This is a genomic window from Bergeyella anatis (genome assembly GCF_036016955.1).
Lineage (GTDB): Bacteria > Bacteroidota > Bacteroidia > Flavobacteriales > Weeksellaceae > JAYWXI01.
Genome location: NZ_JAYWXI010000006.1, coordinates 125,294 through 144,129 on the forward strand (window position 1 = coordinate 125,294; position 18,836 = coordinate 144,129).

General features: G+C 41.8%; 16 protein-coding genes and 1 tRNA gene. 5 read left to right on the forward strand and 12 right to left on the reverse strand.

Features of this window, described 5'->3' with window-relative positions; translation table 11 throughout:
• The first annotated feature begins 717 nt into the window (after positions 1–717).
• A complete protein-coding gene (locus VQ048_RS06190; RefSeq protein ID WP_327610816.1) occupies positions 718–2,220 on the forward strand; it encodes a phage tail-like protein in 1,503 nt (500 codons plus the stop codon).
• Positions 2,221–2,290: 70 nt separating this feature from the next.
• Here the strand turns inward: VQ048_RS06190 and VQ048_RS06195 are convergent, their stop codons facing one another.
• A complete protein-coding gene (locus tag VQ048_RS06195) occupies positions 2,291–2,635 on the reverse strand; it encodes a winged helix-turn-helix transcriptional regulator (RefSeq protein ID WP_327610817.1) in 345 nt (114 codons plus the stop codon).
• A gap of 97 nt (positions 2,636–2,732) precedes the next feature.
• Between VQ048_RS06195 and VQ048_RS06200 the strand changes: the two genes are divergently transcribed.
• Positions 2,733–3,422, forward strand: coding sequence for a nitroreductase family protein (locus VQ048_RS06200; RefSeq protein WP_327610818.1), 690 nt, complete (start codon positions 2,733–2,735; stop codon positions 3,420–3,422).
• On the opposite strand, the gene VQ048_RS06205 is transcribed toward VQ048_RS06200, so the two are convergent.
• From VQ048_RS06205 to ribB, 6 genes are all read right to left on the reverse strand, one after another.
• Positions 3,395–5,776, reverse strand: coding sequence for a TonB-dependent receptor (locus VQ048_RS06205; RefSeq protein ID WP_327610819.1), 2,382 nt, complete (start codon positions 5,774–5,776; stop codon positions 3,395–3,397). The genes VQ048_RS06200 and VQ048_RS06205 overlap by 28 nt on opposite strands.
• A gap of 34 nt (positions 5,777–5,810) precedes the next feature.
• On the reverse strand, positions 5,811–6,752 hold the full coding sequence (locus tag VQ048_RS06210) for a carbohydrate kinase family protein (RefSeq protein ID WP_327610820.1): 942 nt from the start codon (positions 6,750–6,752) through the stop codon (positions 5,811–5,813).
• A 2-nt stretch (positions 6,753–6,754) separates the two neighbouring features.
• On the reverse strand, positions 6,755–7,930 hold the full coding sequence (locus tag VQ048_RS06215; protein WP_327610821.1) for a glucosidase family protein: 1,176 nt from the start codon (positions 7,928–7,930) through the stop codon (positions 6,755–6,757).
• Between the two features lie 17 nt (positions 7,931–7,947).
• The gene (locus VQ048_RS06220) at positions 7,948–9,249 is read right to left on the reverse strand and encodes an MFS transporter (RefSeq protein WP_327610822.1); all 1,302 of its coding nucleotides are present in this window, start codon (positions 9,247–9,249) and stop codon (positions 7,948–7,950) included.
• A 74-nt stretch (positions 9,250–9,323) separates the two neighbouring features.
• Complete coding sequence (locus tag VQ048_RS06225) at positions 9,324–11,951, reverse strand: TonB-dependent receptor (protein WP_327610823.1); 2,628 nt, start codon at positions 11,949–11,951, stop codon at positions 9,324–9,326.
• 402 nt (positions 11,952–12,353) lie between these two features.
• On the reverse strand, positions 12,354–13,475 hold the full coding sequence (gene ribB, locus VQ048_RS06230; protein WP_327610824.1) for a 3,4-dihydroxy-2-butanone-4-phosphate synthase: 1,122 nt from the start codon (positions 13,473–13,475) through the stop codon (positions 12,354–12,356).
• 116 nt (positions 13,476–13,591) lie between these two features.
• Between ribB and VQ048_RS06235 the strand changes: the two genes are divergently transcribed.
• Positions 13,592–13,662: transfer RNA gene (locus VQ048_RS06235), tRNA-Cys, on the forward strand.
• A 96-nt stretch (positions 13,663–13,758) separates the two neighbouring features.
• On the forward strand, positions 13,759–15,378 hold the full coding sequence (locus VQ048_RS06240; RefSeq protein WP_327610825.1) for an LIC_10190 family membrane protein: 1,620 nt from the start codon (positions 13,759–13,761) through the stop codon (positions 15,376–15,378).
• 65 nt (positions 15,379–15,443) lie between these two features.
• Here VQ048_RS06240 and VQ048_RS06245 read toward each other — a convergent pair whose 3' ends face one another.
• The 5 genes from VQ048_RS06245 to VQ048_RS06265 form a co-directional block, all read right to left on the reverse strand.
• A complete protein-coding gene (locus VQ048_RS06245; RefSeq protein WP_327610826.1) occupies positions 15,444–15,809 on the reverse strand; it encodes a hypothetical protein in 366 nt (121 codons plus the stop codon).
• Positions 15,810–15,944: 135 nt separating this feature from the next.
• Complete coding sequence (locus VQ048_RS06250) at positions 15,945–16,313, reverse strand: hypothetical protein (RefSeq protein WP_327610827.1); 369 nt, start codon at positions 16,311–16,313, stop codon at positions 15,945–15,947.
• Positions 16,295–16,447 carry a hypothetical protein gene (locus VQ048_RS06255; RefSeq protein WP_327610828.1) on the reverse strand — a complete coding sequence of 51 codons (153 nt, stop codon included), beginning with the start codon at positions 16,445–16,447 and terminating at the stop codon, positions 16,295–16,297. Before VQ048_RS06255 ends, VQ048_RS06250 begins: the two co-directional genes overlap by 19 nt.
• A gap of 35 nt (positions 16,448–16,482) precedes the next feature.
• Positions 16,483–17,493 carry a phenylalanine--tRNA ligase subunit alpha gene (locus VQ048_RS06260; protein WP_327610829.1) on the reverse strand — a complete coding sequence of 337 codons (1,011 nt, stop codon included), beginning with the start codon at positions 17,491–17,493 and terminating at the stop codon, positions 16,483–16,485.
• 119 nt (positions 17,494–17,612) lie between these two features.
• The gene (locus VQ048_RS06265) at positions 17,613–18,275 is read right to left on the reverse strand and encodes a YceI family protein (protein ID WP_327610830.1); all 663 of its coding nucleotides are present in this window, start codon (positions 18,273–18,275) and stop codon (positions 17,613–17,615) included.
• A gap of 360 nt (positions 18,276–18,635) precedes the next feature.
• Between VQ048_RS06265 and VQ048_RS06270 the strand changes: the two genes are divergently transcribed.
• Positions 18,636–18,836 (forward strand): hypothetical protein (locus tag VQ048_RS06270; protein WP_327610831.1); only part of this gene is annotated, 201 nt, incomplete at its 3' end.

The following is an 18,836-nucleotide window of genomic DNA, read 5'->3' on the forward strand; positions in this document are numbered from 1 at the left end:
ATAACCGTTTACTCTTTCCTCATAAAACAAACCTTGCCTTTTTTCGGAAGAAATAAAGGATGTGGTGTATAGAGGATGATATTTTTCAATAAATTTGGGTATTTGGTAAAAACTTTCTAAGTTTGTGGGGTAAAATTATGCGACGCTTCATCCCTGCCATAGAAAAAAGTGTAAAAAACAACCTTAGAAATTTGGTTGTTTCGGATAATTGTGTAAACACACACACACACACACACACACACACACACACATACGTCCCCTAAGGCTTTATAAAAGCGCGCAGGTACGCGTATCTTACAAAAATTTTTCGGAAAAACCAACGGCACTTTATTTTTTTGCGGCTTTGGTTTTGGGCGTTGTTTTGAGGAGTCTGTTTTCTCAAAACAACGCCTTTTTGGTTTTTACCCTCGTGGTCGTTTTGACCGTTATTCTTTTTCCGTTTTCGCGAAGTTCATTTTTAACGATAAACCCCAAGCTAAAAGCACTTCTTTATGATCATAAGTTAAAGGTTAAGTGTATCGGTGCTTTTAGCCGCCGGAAGGCCACCCCATGGCTTTCCGGCTTTCTTGCGAATAGCTCTCAACCATCAATAAAGGCTTTTGGGTTTTTCAGGACAAGAGGCGGGTGAGAGATATGTATCGTCTGAGAAATTTTAAAAAACACAAATGAAGAAATACAAACCTTAAATTATATTTTATGAAAACAAAAACAACTAAATTGGGAGTATTAGCCTTCTTAGGCTTGGGATTAGTAGCCTATGGTCAAACAGACGATCGTTACGGCAAAATGGGGATAAACACTTCTTCGCCGAAAGCCACCTTGGAGGTACAGCCTAGTGCAGTAAATTTAGGCGATACCGCGACAACCAACGAGGGGATTATTGCTCCGAAGTTGTCTAAGACGCGTATTGCAGCGATTGCCAACCCTATAGAAGGAACCTTGGTTTACGCTACGGACGAGGACGCTAGCAAAATTTCGGCTTATGCAGGAGATAATGCCAAAGTAGCTAAAATCACAGAAAAGGGGTATTACTACTACAATGGGACAGAGTGGGTGAAGAGTACGGGAAGTGGAGCGATGATTTGGGTTAACGATTCTACAAACAAAGTAGCAAAAATCAAAAACCTATCGGATGGTATAACCGAAAGAAAAGATGAAAATAGCATTTTCATTAATGATGAGGGTAAAGTCTCTATTGGTGCTCTTGAGGACTTTTCTGGGACGCCTAAGTTGAGAGTACATAATTTTGATAATGACACCAGTACAAGGTTTTCCATAGGAGCTTATCAGATGGCATTTTCTAGATTACAAAATAGCGTTAATGGAGCGATGTTATTACTTCAAAAGGGCAGAGGTAATAATTATGAATCTAAAGAATTTATACAGTCAGGAGATAATTTAGGTAGAATAAGGTTTTCACCAGAGTATGTAGCAGCAGACCTTACAGGTAAGGAACCAGTAGAAATTGATGGGGCTTATATAAATGTAAGGGCAAGGGAAGTAGTGGATGAAGAGCATTTTTCAACAACCATGGAGTTTGCAACACGTTCTAAAAATGCTTCTCAATCTTACATTGCTATGAGATTAAATGATACAGGTTTTTTGGGTATAGGCACTCCGGATCCAACCGAAAGACTAGAAGTAAATGGTAATATTAAAACAACTTCTTTAGTGGGGCAGGGCAACCGTCCGGTTTATGCGGATGCAGATGGAAAGTTGATTATCGGAGATGCTACTAATGCACTAGCGAGCTTGAAGTGGGTAGAGGACACAACAAATAACGCTATAAAACTGGCTGTAAACTCAGCGGGAGCAGAGCGTACACAGTATCCTGTGTCAATTAGTGACGAAGGAGTAGTGTCGGGATCTTCATTCAGAGGCGCTAGCGGGGCTACCATCTTCCCGGACTATGTATTCCAAAAGTATTATACGGGTACTTCTAGTTTAAAGGCTGACTATAACTTTAAAACGCTAAGCCAAGTGGAAAACTTTGTAAAAGTTAATGGGCATTTGCCAGGATACAAATCCGCCGCAGAAATTAAAAAGCAAGGTTATATAGACCTTATGGCAACTCAACTTACCAATGTAGAGAAGATAGAGGAACTCTATCTTCATTCCATTGAACAAGACAAAGCTTTGAAAGCAAAAGACGCCGAAATAAAAGCAATGAAAGAAGAGCTTTCCGAAATCAAAGCACTTCTGAAAAAACTTCAAAAATAATCTTTAACCCTCCAGCGTCTCGTCGTACGACGAGACGCTTTTTTCTTCTGTAAAAGCCCTATCCGTTTTTCTAAAGGTCTTCGGAATTTGCACTTCTTTTTGCCGCTTCGTGCCCCCATTGGGCAATCGCACGCAGTAACGGAATAAGGCTCTCGCCCAAATCCGTAAGAGCATACTCCACCTTCAACGGAGGTTTGGAATCGTAAACCGTTCGGGACACCAAGCCGTTAGCCTCCAATTCCTTAAGCTGTAAACTAAGCGTTCGCTCCGTAATGAATGGACAAGCCTTGCGTAATTCGCTATAGCGTTTCCGCTCCATGAGGTGCATCAATATTACCGCTTTCCACTTTCCTCCGATATAACTCATCGTTAAACTCGTACTGCAAGGGTATTTCTTATCGCCTATTTTATACATTGTACTATCCTTTTTGACCGTTATTGCAAAGGTAAAAGACTATACTTAGCTTTGCAAACTATAAAAAGTATAGTTTAATAATAAATCAAAAAATCACATGAATCTAGAACTTGCCCAAACCCGATACACTACCAAAAAATACACCCCTGGTCAAATCATCGAGGAAGAAAAAATATTACAACTAAAGGAAATTCTACGGCTCAGCCCTTCGTCCATTAACAGCCAGCCCTGGCATTTCACCTTCGTATCGGACGAAAAAATCAAAAGCGAATTGGCCTCCTTTTCCTTTTTCAATGAACAAAAAATAAAAGATGCCAGCCATTTGGTGGTTTTCAGCGTGGTGGACGATCTTGAAAAATTTGAGGCGCAAATCTTAAAAAATCTCCCCGAAGGGGCTGTTTTTTACTACACTAATTTCATCAAGCCCCGTCCCGAAGCGGAAATAAAAAACTGGCTCACTCATCAGGTTTATTTGTCGCTCGGATTTTTCCTCTCGGCTTGTGCAGGCCTGCAAATTGACAGTACCGCAATGGAAGGCATCCAAACCGCCGAGTACGACCGTATCAAACACCGAAGGCTACAAAACCCTATTTGCCGTAGCCTTAGGCTACCGAAGCTCCGACGATGCCAACCACCCTTCCGTAAACCCCAAATCCCGACGAAAAACGGAAGAAACCGTTACCTCTATCTAAAAACCAAAAAGCGGAGTTTTGTTAAAACTCCGCTTTTTTATCCCGCTTTCAGATTTTTCCCCTCCCATCAAAATTCCACGATAACCCCAAAGTAGGGCAACGATCTCAGCTTGTCTTGCTTGCCCGTTACCAACTGATAGTGCTGTTGTAAATAAGGTTCCGTCGGATTAACAATCACAGCTTCACCTTGTTCGTTTCGTTTAAGATTCACCACCGGAAGATTGCTTGGGTTCACCGAAGTAAAAGCATTGGCAAGGTCCAAATACCCACTGAGTTGCCATTTTTTAAACAACCATTTTTTCTCCAGCCTAATATCCATTTGACTGGTATTATTCCCTCTGAAAGCGTTAATCTGTGCAAAATCCCTTACAGGAGCATTAGAAATATCCCATACCGCTACCATTTGGCTCAAAGCTAGATTGTAAGGCGTTTCTGGCAAAGCAGACTGAAATCTAAACCTTACACCTAAATTCCAATTTTTCTGAAAATTTTTACCTGCCGTAAGACTCAAAATGTGTCTAGAATCCCAACTAGAAGGCAGTAGCTTACCCTCTACATTGCTAAATCTGGAATACCCATAAGTGTAGGCTAATATCCCATAGAAATCGTTAAGTGTTCGTTTTTGAGCAAGAAACTCAATACCATAGGTTTCGCCTATTCCTCTAGCGTCTAAAGGCTCTGTACCTATTACACCAAAACCTCCCCCCAGATTAGCCAAAGAAACTCCGTTTCTAAGCGAAAAAGGAATATGATTGTATTTTTTGTAATAGGATTCTAAAGTTACACGCAGGTTATTAGGAGCTTTATACTCTAAGCCTCCCACCAATTGAGCATTTCGGATATATCTGAGATAAGGGCGATTAACCAAAGTTTGATTTTCCTGATACCCTAAAGCCGTGTAAGAAGGCAATTGATAATAAATTCCTGTATTAAAATTAAGCGACCAAGCGTTATTAATAGCATAACTCACCGCCAAACGAGGCGACCATTGCTCCAAAGGATTACTCGTTCCTGCGGAATAATCTGAACCGTCCGCTCTAAGCCCTGCGGAAATGTTCCACTGGTTTACTCTATAATTACCTTGTACATAAAGACCATATTGAGACAAGTTAAAATCCGTGCTATATTGGTCTGATACTTTCCCTACTTGAGTAATCTGCTGTACAAAAGACTGATTGTAATACCTCGACAAACTGTAATTTCCCCCCGCAGTAAATCTTATATCGCCCAATCGGAAATTACGATCTATGCGAATTTTATTTTCCTGCTCTTTGGAATGATAATCCAATAACTTATTTTCTGGTTTTTCTATATTTCTAAAATATTTGTAGGCCGAATTATCCAACTCACTTCTACTCATTGTAAAAAGCCAATAGCCATTCTCTCTTAAATGGCGATATCCCGCTCCCAAAGTGTAACTCCATTGGTTGTTGATAGGCAACTGCTCAATCAACGTAAGATTAGCTAAAGTTGGTTTGGCGTTTTCGTTAAATTTAAAATTATCCAACGCTCCAATACCAAGCACATAAAACTCATCTCCAGATTTAAACTTTTTAGAAACTTTAAAATTGGTATCATAGTATGAAGGTAAAAAAGGCAAGCCCACCGCTTTAAATAAAAGCTGAAGATTAGATTTCCTAACGCTAAAAAGTCCTGTCCAAGATTGGTCTTTAGATAGTGGGCCGTCTGCCATTAGCTGCATATCATCAAGTCCTATCACCGCTTTGTAGCCTATCTTATCTCTTCTAGCAGATTTTAAATTAAATTCAAATAAGGAAGAAAGCACGCCGTTTCTATTCGCAGGGAAAGCTCCGCTATAAAAATCCACATCTTTTATAAAATCTACCGTTATAATTCCTCTAGGTCCGCCACTAGCTCCCTGAGTCTGAAAGTGATTGATGACAGGAACTTCTATTCCATCAATATAAAATTTGTTTTCTTGTGAAGCTCCTCCTCGGATAAACAAATCGTTCCGAAAAGTAGCGGTACTCCCCACTCCTGGCAAACTAAGTAAGGCTTTGGATATATCCCGATTAGACCCTGGATTTTTTTGCACTTCCTCCGCAGAAAGTGTCCTTAAAGACAATGGGCTTTCTGCTGTTTTTTTATAGGCACTTTTAGAAATCACCACCTCCTGAATGTTCTTTGCCTTTTTCTCAAGAGTGGCACTTAAACTAATGTTTTGGTTAGGCACTACATCTATATCGTTAAGATAAACCGATTGATACCCTTCTGACTCCACTAAGAAACTATAACTTCCTGCGGGTAAATCTTGTATCTGTACTTTACCCTCGCCATTAAAAGACTGTTGAGTTTTAAGTACCGTTACCTTAGCCAGTAAACCTTTTTTATTGAAAAAATCATATACACTGATATTTACACTCCCTACTTGGGCAAACAACCAGCTCCCAACCAAAAGGAAACAAAGTGATAATTGAGTTCTTGTCACAGATAAAATTTTTAAAATTTATTTAATCTATATCTCATACTAAGCCATCTAAAAACGAATCTTTATCAAAATCATTAGGGAGACCACCGCCCATATTTTGAAGTTTAATAACCGCTAATTTCTGAGCCAGTTCTATCCCTTTATCCAAAGGAAGGCCTTTGAGATAAGCATACAAAAAGCCCGTCCAAAAGGCATCGCCTGCTCCCGTGGTATCCTTTACCTCCGCTACTTTATGGGCTTTTTTAGAAAACACGCCTTTCTCCGTATCCGAAACCACCACCCCTTTTTCACCTTTGGTAAGACAAACCGTAGAGACTCCTAATTGATGAAAATAATTGAAAATAGCCTCATCACTTTTCATTTCTCCAAAAAGTCTATAACAATCATCTTCGCTAAGTTTAAGCAATGGATTTGTAGAAAGATATTCTTCTATTACATTTATAGCTTCTACTTTATTCGACCAGATTTTTTCGGAATAGTTTAAATCTATACTGGTTTTTACCCCCAACTCTTTAGCCTTTATTGCATTTTTTAGGATAGTCTCTCTTGCAGGGTTTCTACTGAGAGCAAAACAAGTGGTATGAAAAATTTTGGCACCAGATAATCTATCCTCGGAGATTTGTTCTTCTCTTATTTCGCAATCCGCATAACGGTAAGGTATAAAATCGGGCGTTCCCGTAGATTTAGACACCAATATTATAGAGGTAGGCAAGTCACTCCATTTTTTAAGGCCATCAGTAGAAATCCCTCTTTCTTTAACCTCTTGTTCAATATAATTTCCTAAACCATCGGCTCCACAACTTGCAACCAAAAAAGTTTCAAGCCCCATCTTTGAAGCATTAGCCGCCACATTGGTGGGAGAGCCTCCTAAAAATCGTTGATACGAACTCGTCCCCGCTATATTAGCATCGGTCTGATGCCCTATGAAGTCTATTAAAATTTCGCCTATACTAATGATGTCTATTTTTTTTTCCAAAACTAAGAATTGATTTTAAAGTTATCAAACAACGACTGATGAAGCAAAACCGCTCCCGCGGCACTCCAAGTACAATACGCTACGCCATTAGGCGCTTGGGTATTGGTATTAAAATTCTCAAAAAAAGAATGGTTTACCATGGCGTTAGCATTATTAACATTACACAAAATCTCCAAGGCTTCTTTTTTATGGTTCTTGCTTAGTAATGCCATACCATAAAACCCATTCACCATAGGCCAACTTCCCGCATTATGAAATTCGTAAGGGTAATTTCTAAACTCATACTTGCAGTTATCTTTGAGTAAATCCCAATAAGGTTCGTTTTCAAAAATAGGTGGCCAAAACGCAGGTAATAATCCCAATGCTGTTTCCTTATAAATGCCAATACTATGAGCTAATATTTTCTCGTGGAACAAAGACTCTCCTATGTCTAACAAAAGCAATAGAGAATGAGCAAAGGCATCAAATACATTTTTGTAACCCGATGGCGAAAATGAACACGGTGCGAAATGATTTATCTCTGCTTTTTTATAAGCTAACGGATGAATCGCTTCCTGTTCGTTTCCGTTAGGGAAAAAATTAGTAGCAATTTGATTGGTAATCTTCTCTATTTTGGTTTCAATCGCTACATCGTTATAAAATTTATTGTAAGACCTTAAAGCCCAAAGCCTTAATAATTGGTCATAAAGAACATAGCCGTCCACAATATACTCGTCTGCCCAGTTGCCCGACAATGGAACATAAACCAAATGTCTATTATTAAATTCCCATATTTCCAACAGAGAAAAAACTTTTTCTATGGCACTTTTGTGCTGCTCCAAAAACGAAAAATCCTTTGTATGGTGCACATACTCACAGACTCCAATAACATACCAAGTCTGAGCATCTACCCTACCCGCGAGACCACCATAACTCACCTCCTTTTCCGTTCCTTTTAAGTAAACATTAGACGGCACAGTACCGTTCTGATGACAATAGCGGTGTAAGGTATTTAATGTACTTTTAAAGGTATCTATCAAAGTTAAATCTCGAGAAGCTAATGCAGCCAACCCACAGATCACGCCATCTCTAGCCCATACTCTCTGATAATTGGCCGTGTCTTGCACACTTGCTACAAAACCATTTTCGGTGGAAGCCTTATGTAATAATTCTATCGCTTTTTTATAATAATCTTGCATGATATTTCTAATAATTTCTATACCGCAGCTTTATTCTTAGGTTTTATAAACAGGGTAAGTACTGCCGCTATTAGAAGCGAAACGCCTGCAAATGTGATGGCATTGCGAGGATCATTATTCAGAAAATGTTTTAAAATAAACCCGAACGAAAGATTTTGGAAAATCATTGGTAAAACAATCATCATGTTGATAATCCCCATATACACCCCATACCGCTCCTTAGGAATATCACTCACAACCATCAAATAGGGAATCCCCATCATGCTCGCCCAGCCAATACCGAAGCCTGTAATGGCAAAAAACAAAAGGTTTTTGTTTTCGATGTGAGGGAACGCCAAAAAACCTATGGCTGCCAACAATAAACAACCCGCATGCACCATCTTAGGACTGTATTTCTTAGCAAAACCTACCAGAATAAACGCCGTTAAAAAAGTAACAATATTATACCACCCGTTTACCAGTCCCGTCCAACTTACCGCCTGCTCATAAGCCGCCGCATTACTTTTTGGTGTGGCTCCCCATACCGATAAAGCGATACTCTTGGACGAATTTTGCCAATAACAAAACAAAGCATACCACTGGAAAACATACACCAAAGCCAACTGCCACATCACTCTGGGCATCTCCCAAACTGCCGAAAAAATTTCCTTCAAAGGAGCCCAGACCCCACCTTCCTGCTTACGCATCGCCTGGAGTTCTTCTTCTGTGGGAGGAATTTCTTTTGTCGTCTTCATCGTCCAAAGAATAGACCCCAACGAGCAAACGGCCCCTAAGAAGAAAGACGCATAAACCCATGTAGGCAAAGAACCGGTTTTTCCTATAAAAATTAACGGAAATATAAATAAGGATAAATTAGCCAGCGTTTGCCCGAATCCTGTAAAAAAGCTCTGCATTTGAAACCCTAAAGGCTGTTGTTCTTCCACCAATTTATCAGCGACAAAAGCACGATAAGGCTCCATGGCCATATTATTCCCTGCATCCAAAATCCACAAAAGCCCCGCCGCCATCCAAAGCGTACTACTAAAAGGGTAAGCCAGCAAACACAGACTGCACAAAAGCGCCCCCAAGAAAAAGTAGGGCTTTCTTCGGCCGAAACGAGGATACCATGTCTTATCGCTCATCGCTCCGATAATCGGCTGAACGATAAGCCCCGTAACCGGCCCCGCTAAATTAAGCAGAGGAATCTCATCCGGCGAAGCACCCAAAAAATCATAAATGGGATTTACCGCACTCTGTTGCAGCCCAAAACTGTACTGGATTCCGAAAAAACCCACGTTCATATTGAGTATCTGCCAAAAATTAAGCCTTATTTTATTCATGACCAATTGGTTTCAAAAAGGAAAATAATTCTCGGGGATTGCCCCGAGAATTACTCCGTTAAAAAAAATTCTAATTAAAATTTATACGCTAATGTAAGCGAAGTCGTTCTACCATTGATAGAACGGGCTCTCACGTAATTGGTCGCCCCCGCAGTAATCGAACCTTCTTCCGCCTCGGTGATACCTATCGTGTTAAAGACGTTATTCACGTTAAGTGCCGCCGATAAATTTTTCACGACTTCCACCTTAACAAACGGATTAAAGTAAGCATACCCCGGCATAATCAAACTGTTATTGTCCTGAGCATAAGAACTGGTGGTGCCTATCACGCTGAAGCCAAGCACATGCTGCTTATCGCCTCCAAATTTATATCCTGCATTTGCATTGTAAATAAGCGCCGCCTGTCTTCTAGGACGATTGCCTTCATAAACCGGATTAAGCACATCCCGTACAATTTTAGCATCCGTCCACGTCATACTTCCGCCCAAATCAAAATTGGAAATACGGTAATAGGCCTCTAGTTCTGCACCTATAGCACGGTATTTACGCTGAATTTCCCGAGGAGAGGCTCCTGCAAAATCCCAGTTCTGTTCGGTTGTATTCGCCATAAAACCTGTTGCAAATAACGATAGATCGCCTCTACGGTGCTTAAAGCCGATTTCCGTCTGTGTCACCCGATCGGCACTCAGCCCTTTAACGGCATTACCCGAAGCCAATATAGCCCCCGTGAATAAAAGACGATCGGCATTGGCCCGCCCACCTTTACTGTGGCGAACAAAAACAGACTGGTTAGGATTAAACATATAATTCGCTCCCAAAGAATACGAAAGATAGTTAAAATCATAGTTAATCGGTTTCTTATTTGCATAATCAATAACCGAAACACTGGCTTCGTTAGCCTCGATGATTCCGTTTTGATTGACATCCATCTCCACCTGCTTCGCTCCCGCATAAGATCCTCTCGCAGTACCAAAGTCGTATCGTGCACTGGCATCAAAGTTCAGACGATCGCTCGCCTTGTACTCTCCACCAACGTAAGGCGCCTGAATATCGTATACCGCATCATAATTACGCGTACAGCAATTCCCCCACTGAGGAACCCCGTAAGCCAGCAGTCCGTTGGTCGAAAGGTTACCGGCATTCAAAAGTGCAGCATTATTGCCTTTCACCTCCATCAAATACGTGGTCCAAAGCCATGACATGGAAATATTCTGAACCGCGCGGTAATAACCTCCTGAGAAATTAAAATCGCCCAGTTTCTTGGTAATTTTAAAATCATTAGTGAAATTATTAAAACTATGGATATCCACATCAAATAATGCCATCCGCATCGCCGGCCCCGAATACGTTTGTCCTGCATTAGGCCCGTTGGCATACGTCAACTGATTAACGTTCAGCATTGTGGCATAACTATCCGCCGAACCTACACTATCCGGAAACGGAGAAACAAATCGTCCCGAAATAAAGTTCTGACGAAAACGTTCTTCCAACTTCCAACCACTGCCCAGGTTAAACGACAACTCCGCTCCAATGGCTGTACTAACCGGTCTCATACCATCCCGAAGCGAAGTCGTTCGAGGGCGCCCATCCGCTCCAACCGAAAGCAAGTTATCCAAAAACAAAGCACTATGCTGGGTATCACGAAGCAAATTAAATCCGGCCAAAGAAGACCATTTCGGATCCGAGTTGGTTCCCGTAACTTGTGCAGGCATAGGCAAATACCCAATTGCACGATCGTTAAGGTGTTTGAAATAAAGACGAACGTATCCTTTATTAAAGGTCTTGGTAATATTCGCTTTAAACTGGCCGCCGTCATTACCGGCATACCCTGCCCGTCTCGGCCCTTCACCAACCCGATAAAAACCTCCCACATGCATACTGAGGGTATTGGTAATCGGCATGCCGTATTCAAAATCCGTACGGTTATTCTGATAATCCAACCCCACGGTATGCATTAGGCTTCCGCCTTGTTTTTTGCCGTTTTTACTAATGAAGTTGATGATACCCGCCGGGGAATTACTGGCCAGCGTCGAAGCCGAACCGCCTCGTATCGCCTCCACCCTGGAAACCGTCTGGTCATACCTTAAAAATATATCCGAATTTCCGAAAGCCACATCTCCAAACTGCATCACGGGAAGACCATCTTCGTGAAGTTGCAAAAACTTCCCTCCTCCAGATGCCACAGGAATCCCCCTTACAGTAATATTGGCATTCCCTTCGCCTCCCGTCGATTCCGATTTTATCCCCGGAATGGAACGGAAAACTTCCGCTGTGGCTCTGGGAGCCGATTGCTCCACAATTTCCGAATTCACAGAACTTACCGATACACTGGAGGCTATTTTGGACTTTGGATTAAGAACCCCTGTAATAACCACTTCTTGCACCTTCGCATATTTGTCCTCATCCATTACCACATCTAACACCAACACTTGCCCTTCCTGCAAAACCACCGTTTTTTTGGTCGTTTTATAGTCTTTCTGCGAAAATACCACATTCGTATTGCCCGGCTTCAGCCCCGAAAGAATATAGGAACCGCTACCGTCGGTAAACGACACTTGATCCGTCCCCTCAGCCGAAACGCTAACGCCGGCTACTGGTTTGCCATCGCCGTCCTTCACATACCCCTTGACGCTCTGAGCCCAAAAAGACTGAACCGCACAAGACATCAGAACCACCGATGCTATTTTAAATCTTTTATTCATGTGTTGATTTTTTAATGTTAAAACAAATATAAAAACTTATCGCATCCGCAATCATTTTTTCATTCTGATAACACACAAACAGAAAAACAACCTTCTTTCTACATCAAAAACAATCTTAAAAAGTATTTTTTCAATTTCATTCAAAATAAAAAACGTTCATAAAACCATAAGTCTGCCATTTTGAATTTCAGTTTTACAATCGCCCATCCCAAGGAAAAAACAAAACACCAAACGCTTGATATACAGCAATTTAATACAAAGCTCATCCAATACCATACTCTCCAAAGAAAATCCATCCGCCATCCGCCCCGCCCAAAAACAATCCCCAAAAAACATTCAAGCAAAAAAAATCAACCCCGAATTGAGGTTGACTTTTTTATTTCCATATCAAAAATAACTCGACTAAAGGGCTACCATTTCGGTTACTTCCACCTCATAACCGCCTACCTGAGGTCTGATATTAGGATTCTGAGTAATAACCCGGAATTTATTAATCCCCAAATTTTTCAGAATCTGAGTGCCTATTCCGTAGTCCCTAAAATTAGACGCCAGCGTCGGACGATCCTCCTGCCCGTCCTGATAATCCAAAAACTGCTGCAGCTTGCGAAGCGTATTCTCCGTATTGGAAACGTTATTAATGAAAATCACGGCGCCTTTCCCTTCATCATTAATCATCTTGGTTACTTTTTCCAACAGAGGTTTCTCCCCGTTCGTCAAGCGGCTAAGCACATCAAAATAAGAATTGGAAGCCTGAACCCGCACCAGAACCGGCTCATCCGCACTCCATATTCCTTTCGTCAAAGCAAAATGAATTTGGTCGGTGCTGGTTTCCCGAAACGCATAAAAATCAAATTCGCCATAATGCGTTTGAACCCGACGCTCTTCAATTCTTTCAATCAAATTCCCCTTCTGAAGTTGATAATGAATCAAATCTTCTATCGAAACGATTTTAAGATCGTGCTTTTTCGCCAACGCCACCAATTCGGGCAAACGAGCCATCGTCCCGTCGTCGTTCATGATTTCACAAATCACTCCGCCTTCTTTCAACCCCGCCAAACGCGTCAGGTCAATCGCAGCCTCCGTATGCCCGGCTCTTTTAAGAACGCCTCCCTTTTTGGCTCGCAGCGGAAAAATATGCCCCGGCCTCATAAAATCAGTCGGTTTGGTTTTCTCATCCATCAAGGCCAAAATCGTCTTGGAACGATCGCTCGCCGAAATCCCCGTCGAAACCCCCTCGCCCATCAAATCAATCGAAACCGTAAATGCCGTCTCCTTAGGATCGCTACTTCGGGAAACCATCACCTCCAGCCCCAGCTCATCACAACGTTTCTCGGGAAGCGGCGTACAGATTAGCCCCCGCCCGTAAATGGTCATAAAATTAATGATTTCCGGCGTTGTCAATTCCGCCGCAGAAAGGAAATCCCCCTCGTTCTCCCTATTTTCATCATCCACCACAATGATAATTTTACCTTGTTTTAAATCTTCGATGGCTTCAGGAATGGTATTCAATCGTATGTCAGACATGTGCATTATTTAATAAACCACAAATATAATACAGGATTGCCCTTCAAAAAAATTTAATTCTTTATTCCTACATACCATTTTTTTTTATTACCTTTGCAATCCAAAACAAAAAGAACGGTTCCATGGCCGAGTGGTTAGGCAGAGGTCTGCAAAACCTTGTACAGCGGTTCGAATCCGCTTGGAACCTCAAAAGATACTTTCAGCACCGAAAGTATCTTTTTTGTTTTCTTACCTTACGGCCTTTGCAAAAGATTCCTTATTTTTAGTTTTTTTAAATGCACCCATGTTCCACATTCTGTTTACATCCATTTTAATCTCTGTGGTTTTCTTCGGTTACGGAAAATTGTTTGAGAAACTTTTCGGTAAACTTTTCGAAGGCATCGCCGCCACCATGATTACAGGCATTTTAAGCCTAACCGTACTCTGGAGCTGCTTAGCCTTCTTCGCTCCCCTAAATGACAAAGTGGAAATCCTCTCTATTCTTTTAGGGTTGGCGTCGTTGTTCTATTTCAATAGTCATCGCCAATTAACAAAATTCTTACGCCAGCATCTCACTCTTCTGATTCCTTCGATGCTCCTCATTGCTTTTGTAGGCGCCTTCTACCCTTACATTTTGGATCATTTCGGTTATTACGTTCCTTCTATCCAATGGCTCAACCGATTCGGACTCACCCAAGGGCTGGCCAATTTCGAGTTAAACCTAGCCCAAATGTCCCCTTGGCATATCCTTCAAGCAGGGCTTTCCCATTGGGCAGATCCATATCTGCGCCTAAACCCCTTGCTTTTAATGATTTATATTACATATGCCCTCGAAAAAAAACGATGGATTCATTTTATTTTCGTCCCAGTTCTTCTTCTTTTCGCCCAATCTCCCAGCCCCGATCTGCCCGTGATCGTTTTTGCCCTGATTGTGCTGGACGAAACATTACACTCCACGAAACCTCAAAATCTTCTCCCCTTGGCCATATTGGCTTTCACCATCAAACCCACCATTTTATGGCTGCCCTTATTCACGTTTACCGCCGCCATCTACGACCGCTCGCTCACCAAAAAAGCACTTGCGGGAAGTTTTTTCCTCTTCAGTCTTTTCGTCTTCAAAAACCTGTGGCTCTTCGCCTATCCCATTTTTCCCGTTCAAATCGGTGGTCTCGGGCTGGATTGGACCCCCGATAAAGCCATTCTCCATTCGTCCTCGGTTATCGCAGCAGAAAAAACCTTCGACATGCAGTACTCCTACGACGAAATAAAACAATTTACCACCTGGGAATTTCTATACCATTGGCTCACCCTAAAAGGATTGAAAGCCTTTTTCAACACCGGCCTGATCGTTACCATAGCCCTACTGCCATTAGCCCTAAAACCTTGGAAAAACCGCCTATTCTTATTTCTCTACCTGACCTTGGTTCTAAAAGCCGTTCTGATTCTCTTGTTTTCTGCCCAATACCGATTCTTCATCGACGTTTTTTTCGTGGCGGCCTTCGTATTGTTCTATGCAAAAATTTCCAAAGCCCAAGCCCTGACTTCGGCCGGTATTGCAACCTTCGTTTTAATCGTCAACCTCGCCTTCCCTCAAATCCTCAAACAAGCTCTGCCCAGCTTCCACCTCGGAAAATACATGCAAGGATTTGAATGGCGCCAATTCCTAACCCCTTCCCACTTTCAACTAAACCAATACGAAACCCATCAGATAGGCAATCTGAAATTCAACGTAGTGAAGCATTACCCGCTTTGTTTCGACACTCCGCAACCCGCCATCACGCCCTATCTGCTTCATCAATACCATCATCTCGGCATCTTCCCACAATGTTCCGACAGCCGAATCGAGCAAGGACTGGTAACGAAAAAACTCACCCCCGAACAAAAAAAACAACTGGAAGCCATCCTAAAAAGCTATTCCCACTGAAAAAAATCCATTTCCTGACTTGGAAATGGATTTAGAAACCAAGAAATAAGATCTTATTCCTATATTTAGGCGTCTTGAGACGGTTGTTCTTCCTCTTTTTTCGCCGTTACTATATTGTAAACAAAAAGAACCACAATAATCCCCAAAATTACCAAAACTCCGAGGTGCTTATCCATAAAACTTAAACTTTTAAGTTCTTCGGCCGGAGCCAATTTATTGGCTTTAATAATACCGTCCACCTCTTCCGGAGTCAATTCGTAGTAAACATCATCCCGCTTCGAGCTAAGCCCTACTATCACAGGGTCTTTTGTAATCCAATACGGCATGCCCGCAATTTGAAATTGCTCGTAAATCACCCCTAGATTCAAATGATCATTAGTGCCTTCAATCGCATACTCTTCCGTCTTGGGAAGCTCTGCCAACAATTTCATTTTTTCGGCCTTTCCGAAAGTAATGAATTTCGCCTGCATCTGTACTGAAAACAAACCGGCAACCAGTAAACACAGCCCGAAGAATAACTTTTTAATAGTATAAAAAATTTAAAGTGTTATTTTTGAGAATTAAGGTTAAGAGGTCTTTCTATTTTCCGCAAGAATTTCCTTGAGAAGTTGCTCACTATCTACCAGCTCATCCCCAAGAAAAAAATTATAACCGATCACCATAAATTTTTCTTGCACCCCTCGTTTTTCCATGGTTACCCAATTGTAAGTGTCCTTTCGGGCCCGAACCCCCGTTTCCGAAATCTGAATATGTTTCGCATCGTGAAAACTCATCGTTTTCACCTCCTTGAGCTCCGTTAGTTCATAAATTTTCTCCGGACGAAAGTACTTCTTCAGATGCAAACGATTGTTTTTGATTTCCGCCTTGCACATCGTCCACCAAACCCATAGAAAGAGGAAGACTAAAGTCCCAAAAATTAAACTGAAGATAAGCATTTAAGCCCGCCGTGATCCCCACCCAAAAGAATGAAAAACATAAGGGCAAAAACGGGAGGCATCACGATAAGCCCTGCCCAAAAATTCAAATCCGTGTATTTTCCGGAGAATTTCACGTTAGGATACTGTTTCATTATAAAACAATATTTTTTTGAATTCCCTCAATTCCCTACAAAGCTCGGAATTGTTTCAACATTCGAAGATCATTTTCGAAAAACATTCGGATGTCTCCCATTTGATAAAGCAGCATCACGATACGCTCAATCCCCATTCCGAAGGCATACCCCGAATATTTATCGGCATCAATCCCCACGTTTTTCAGAACCGCAGGATCCACCATGCCACAGCCCATGATCTCCAACCAGCCCGTTCCTTTCGTAATCCGATAATCCGTCTCCGTATTCAGCCCCCAATACACATCAACTTCCGCACTGGGTTCCGTAAACGGAAAATACGACGGCCGCATACGGATTTTAGACTTCCCGAACAGCTCGGTCGTAAAAAACTGTATCGTCTGTTTCAAATCCGCAAAACTGACATTTTCGTCAATGTAAAGCCCTTCAATTTGATGAAAGATGCAATGCGATCGCGCCGATACCGCTTCGTTACGAAACACTCGCCCCGGCGAAAGAATCCGTATCGGAGGTTCATTTTGCTCCATATAGCGGGCCTGCACCGAAGACGTATGGGTGCGAAGCAAAATATCCGGATTTTGCTCAATGAAAAACGTATCCTGCATATCGCGCGCAGGATGATATTCCGGTAAATTAAGCGCCGTGAAATTGTGCCAGTCGTCCTCGATTTCCGGACCGTCCGCCACCGTAAACCCAATGGATTTAAAAATATCGACAATCTTATTTTTAACTAAATTGATGGGATGACGCCCCCCTAACTCCAAAGGCATCCCAGGGCGGGTAAGATCCTCCCTCTCGGCAAAAGTTTCCGTAGAAAATCCTGCCGACAGATCCTCCAACTTCGAAGCCACAGCTTGTTTTAAGGTATTAATTTTTTGACCGTAAGCCTTCTTCTGTTCATTTGGAACTTCTTTAAATGCAGCAAACAAATCGTTCAACACCCCCTTTTTGCCATTGTACCGAATGCGGAACTGCTCCAACTCGTCCTTACTCCCAGCCGTAAATCCTTCTACCTCCGACAACAACTCGTCTATCTTTTCTAACATGATTTTCTATTTTTCGTATGCCCCGCAAATTTACAATTTTCAATCTACATCAAAAAAGGCTGAAGCACGAAAAATATCGTGCTTCAGCCCCATCATTTATTAACACTTAAAACTAAATTTTATCCTCTTTTAAAAGCCTTCACCAATATTTGAACGTTCATCTCTTTCGTAATCACTCCGTTTTGTAAAGGAGCCTGAAATTTAACCCCAAACGCCTCTCTATCCAAATTCTTAGGCTCGGTTGCGATACGCACCTGATCCTCCGAAACGCTCACGTTCGCATTAAAAGAAACCGGAAGAGTAATCCCCTTAATCGTCATGGAACCTTCCAATACCGTATTATAATCGCCCCCTTCGCTAGGAAGCACTTTCGTAATCTGGTACGACGCCGTAGGAAAACGTTCTACCTCGAAAAAATCTTCATTTTTAAGATGAGACTCCAGTTTGGCCTTTTTATCCGGTTCCCTCTGAAGATCCACAGAAACCAAAGAAGCCATTGAAGCCACAAAACGACCACCAACCAAATGCCCATCTTTCACCGACACCTCTCCACTCTCGAACTTCAATTCTCCAAAATGGCTGGTATTCTCCGATTTAAACACCTTAAAACCTTTCCACTCGACCCGGCTGCCAAGCGTATCCAATACATAACGCTCTCCCTCTGAAACCGCTTCAATCGGAAGCGTATCATCGGAAACAGGTTTATCCTTTCCGCAAGAAACACTCACCGATGCCAACCCAAAGGCAAAAGCCATAATCGAAAGTATAGATCTTATCCTCATTCTTTTACTTAAGTTAATCTTCCGCTAAAGTAACAAATATTTTTAAAAAAAATCCGAATATTTATACTTTTATCCCGAACCCCTTGCGCATGTCCTCATAGTTTTCTACATTTGGCTCGTTATGCTTTTGGGATCCAATCACATCCGAAAAAACGAAAAAAAACAACCGAAAAATTTGGTGGTTTCGGATAATCGTGTAAACACACACACACACACTTACGTCCCCTAAGTCCTTATAAAAGCGCGAAGGCACGCGTATCTTACAAAAAATTTTCGGAAAAACCAACGGCACTTTATTTTTTTGGAGCTTTGGTTTTGAGCGTTGTTTTGAGGAATCTGTTTTCTCAAAACAACGCTTTTTTGGTTTTTACCCTTGTGGTCGTTTTGGCCGTTATTCTTTTTCCGTTTTCGCGAAGTTCATTTTTAACGATAAACCCCAAGCTAAAAGCACTTCTTTATGATCATAAGTTAAAGGTTAAGTGTATCGGTGCTTTTAGCCGCCGGAAGGCCACCCCATGGCTTTCCGGCTTTCTTGCGAAACTTTATCCGATTGAACGTCAA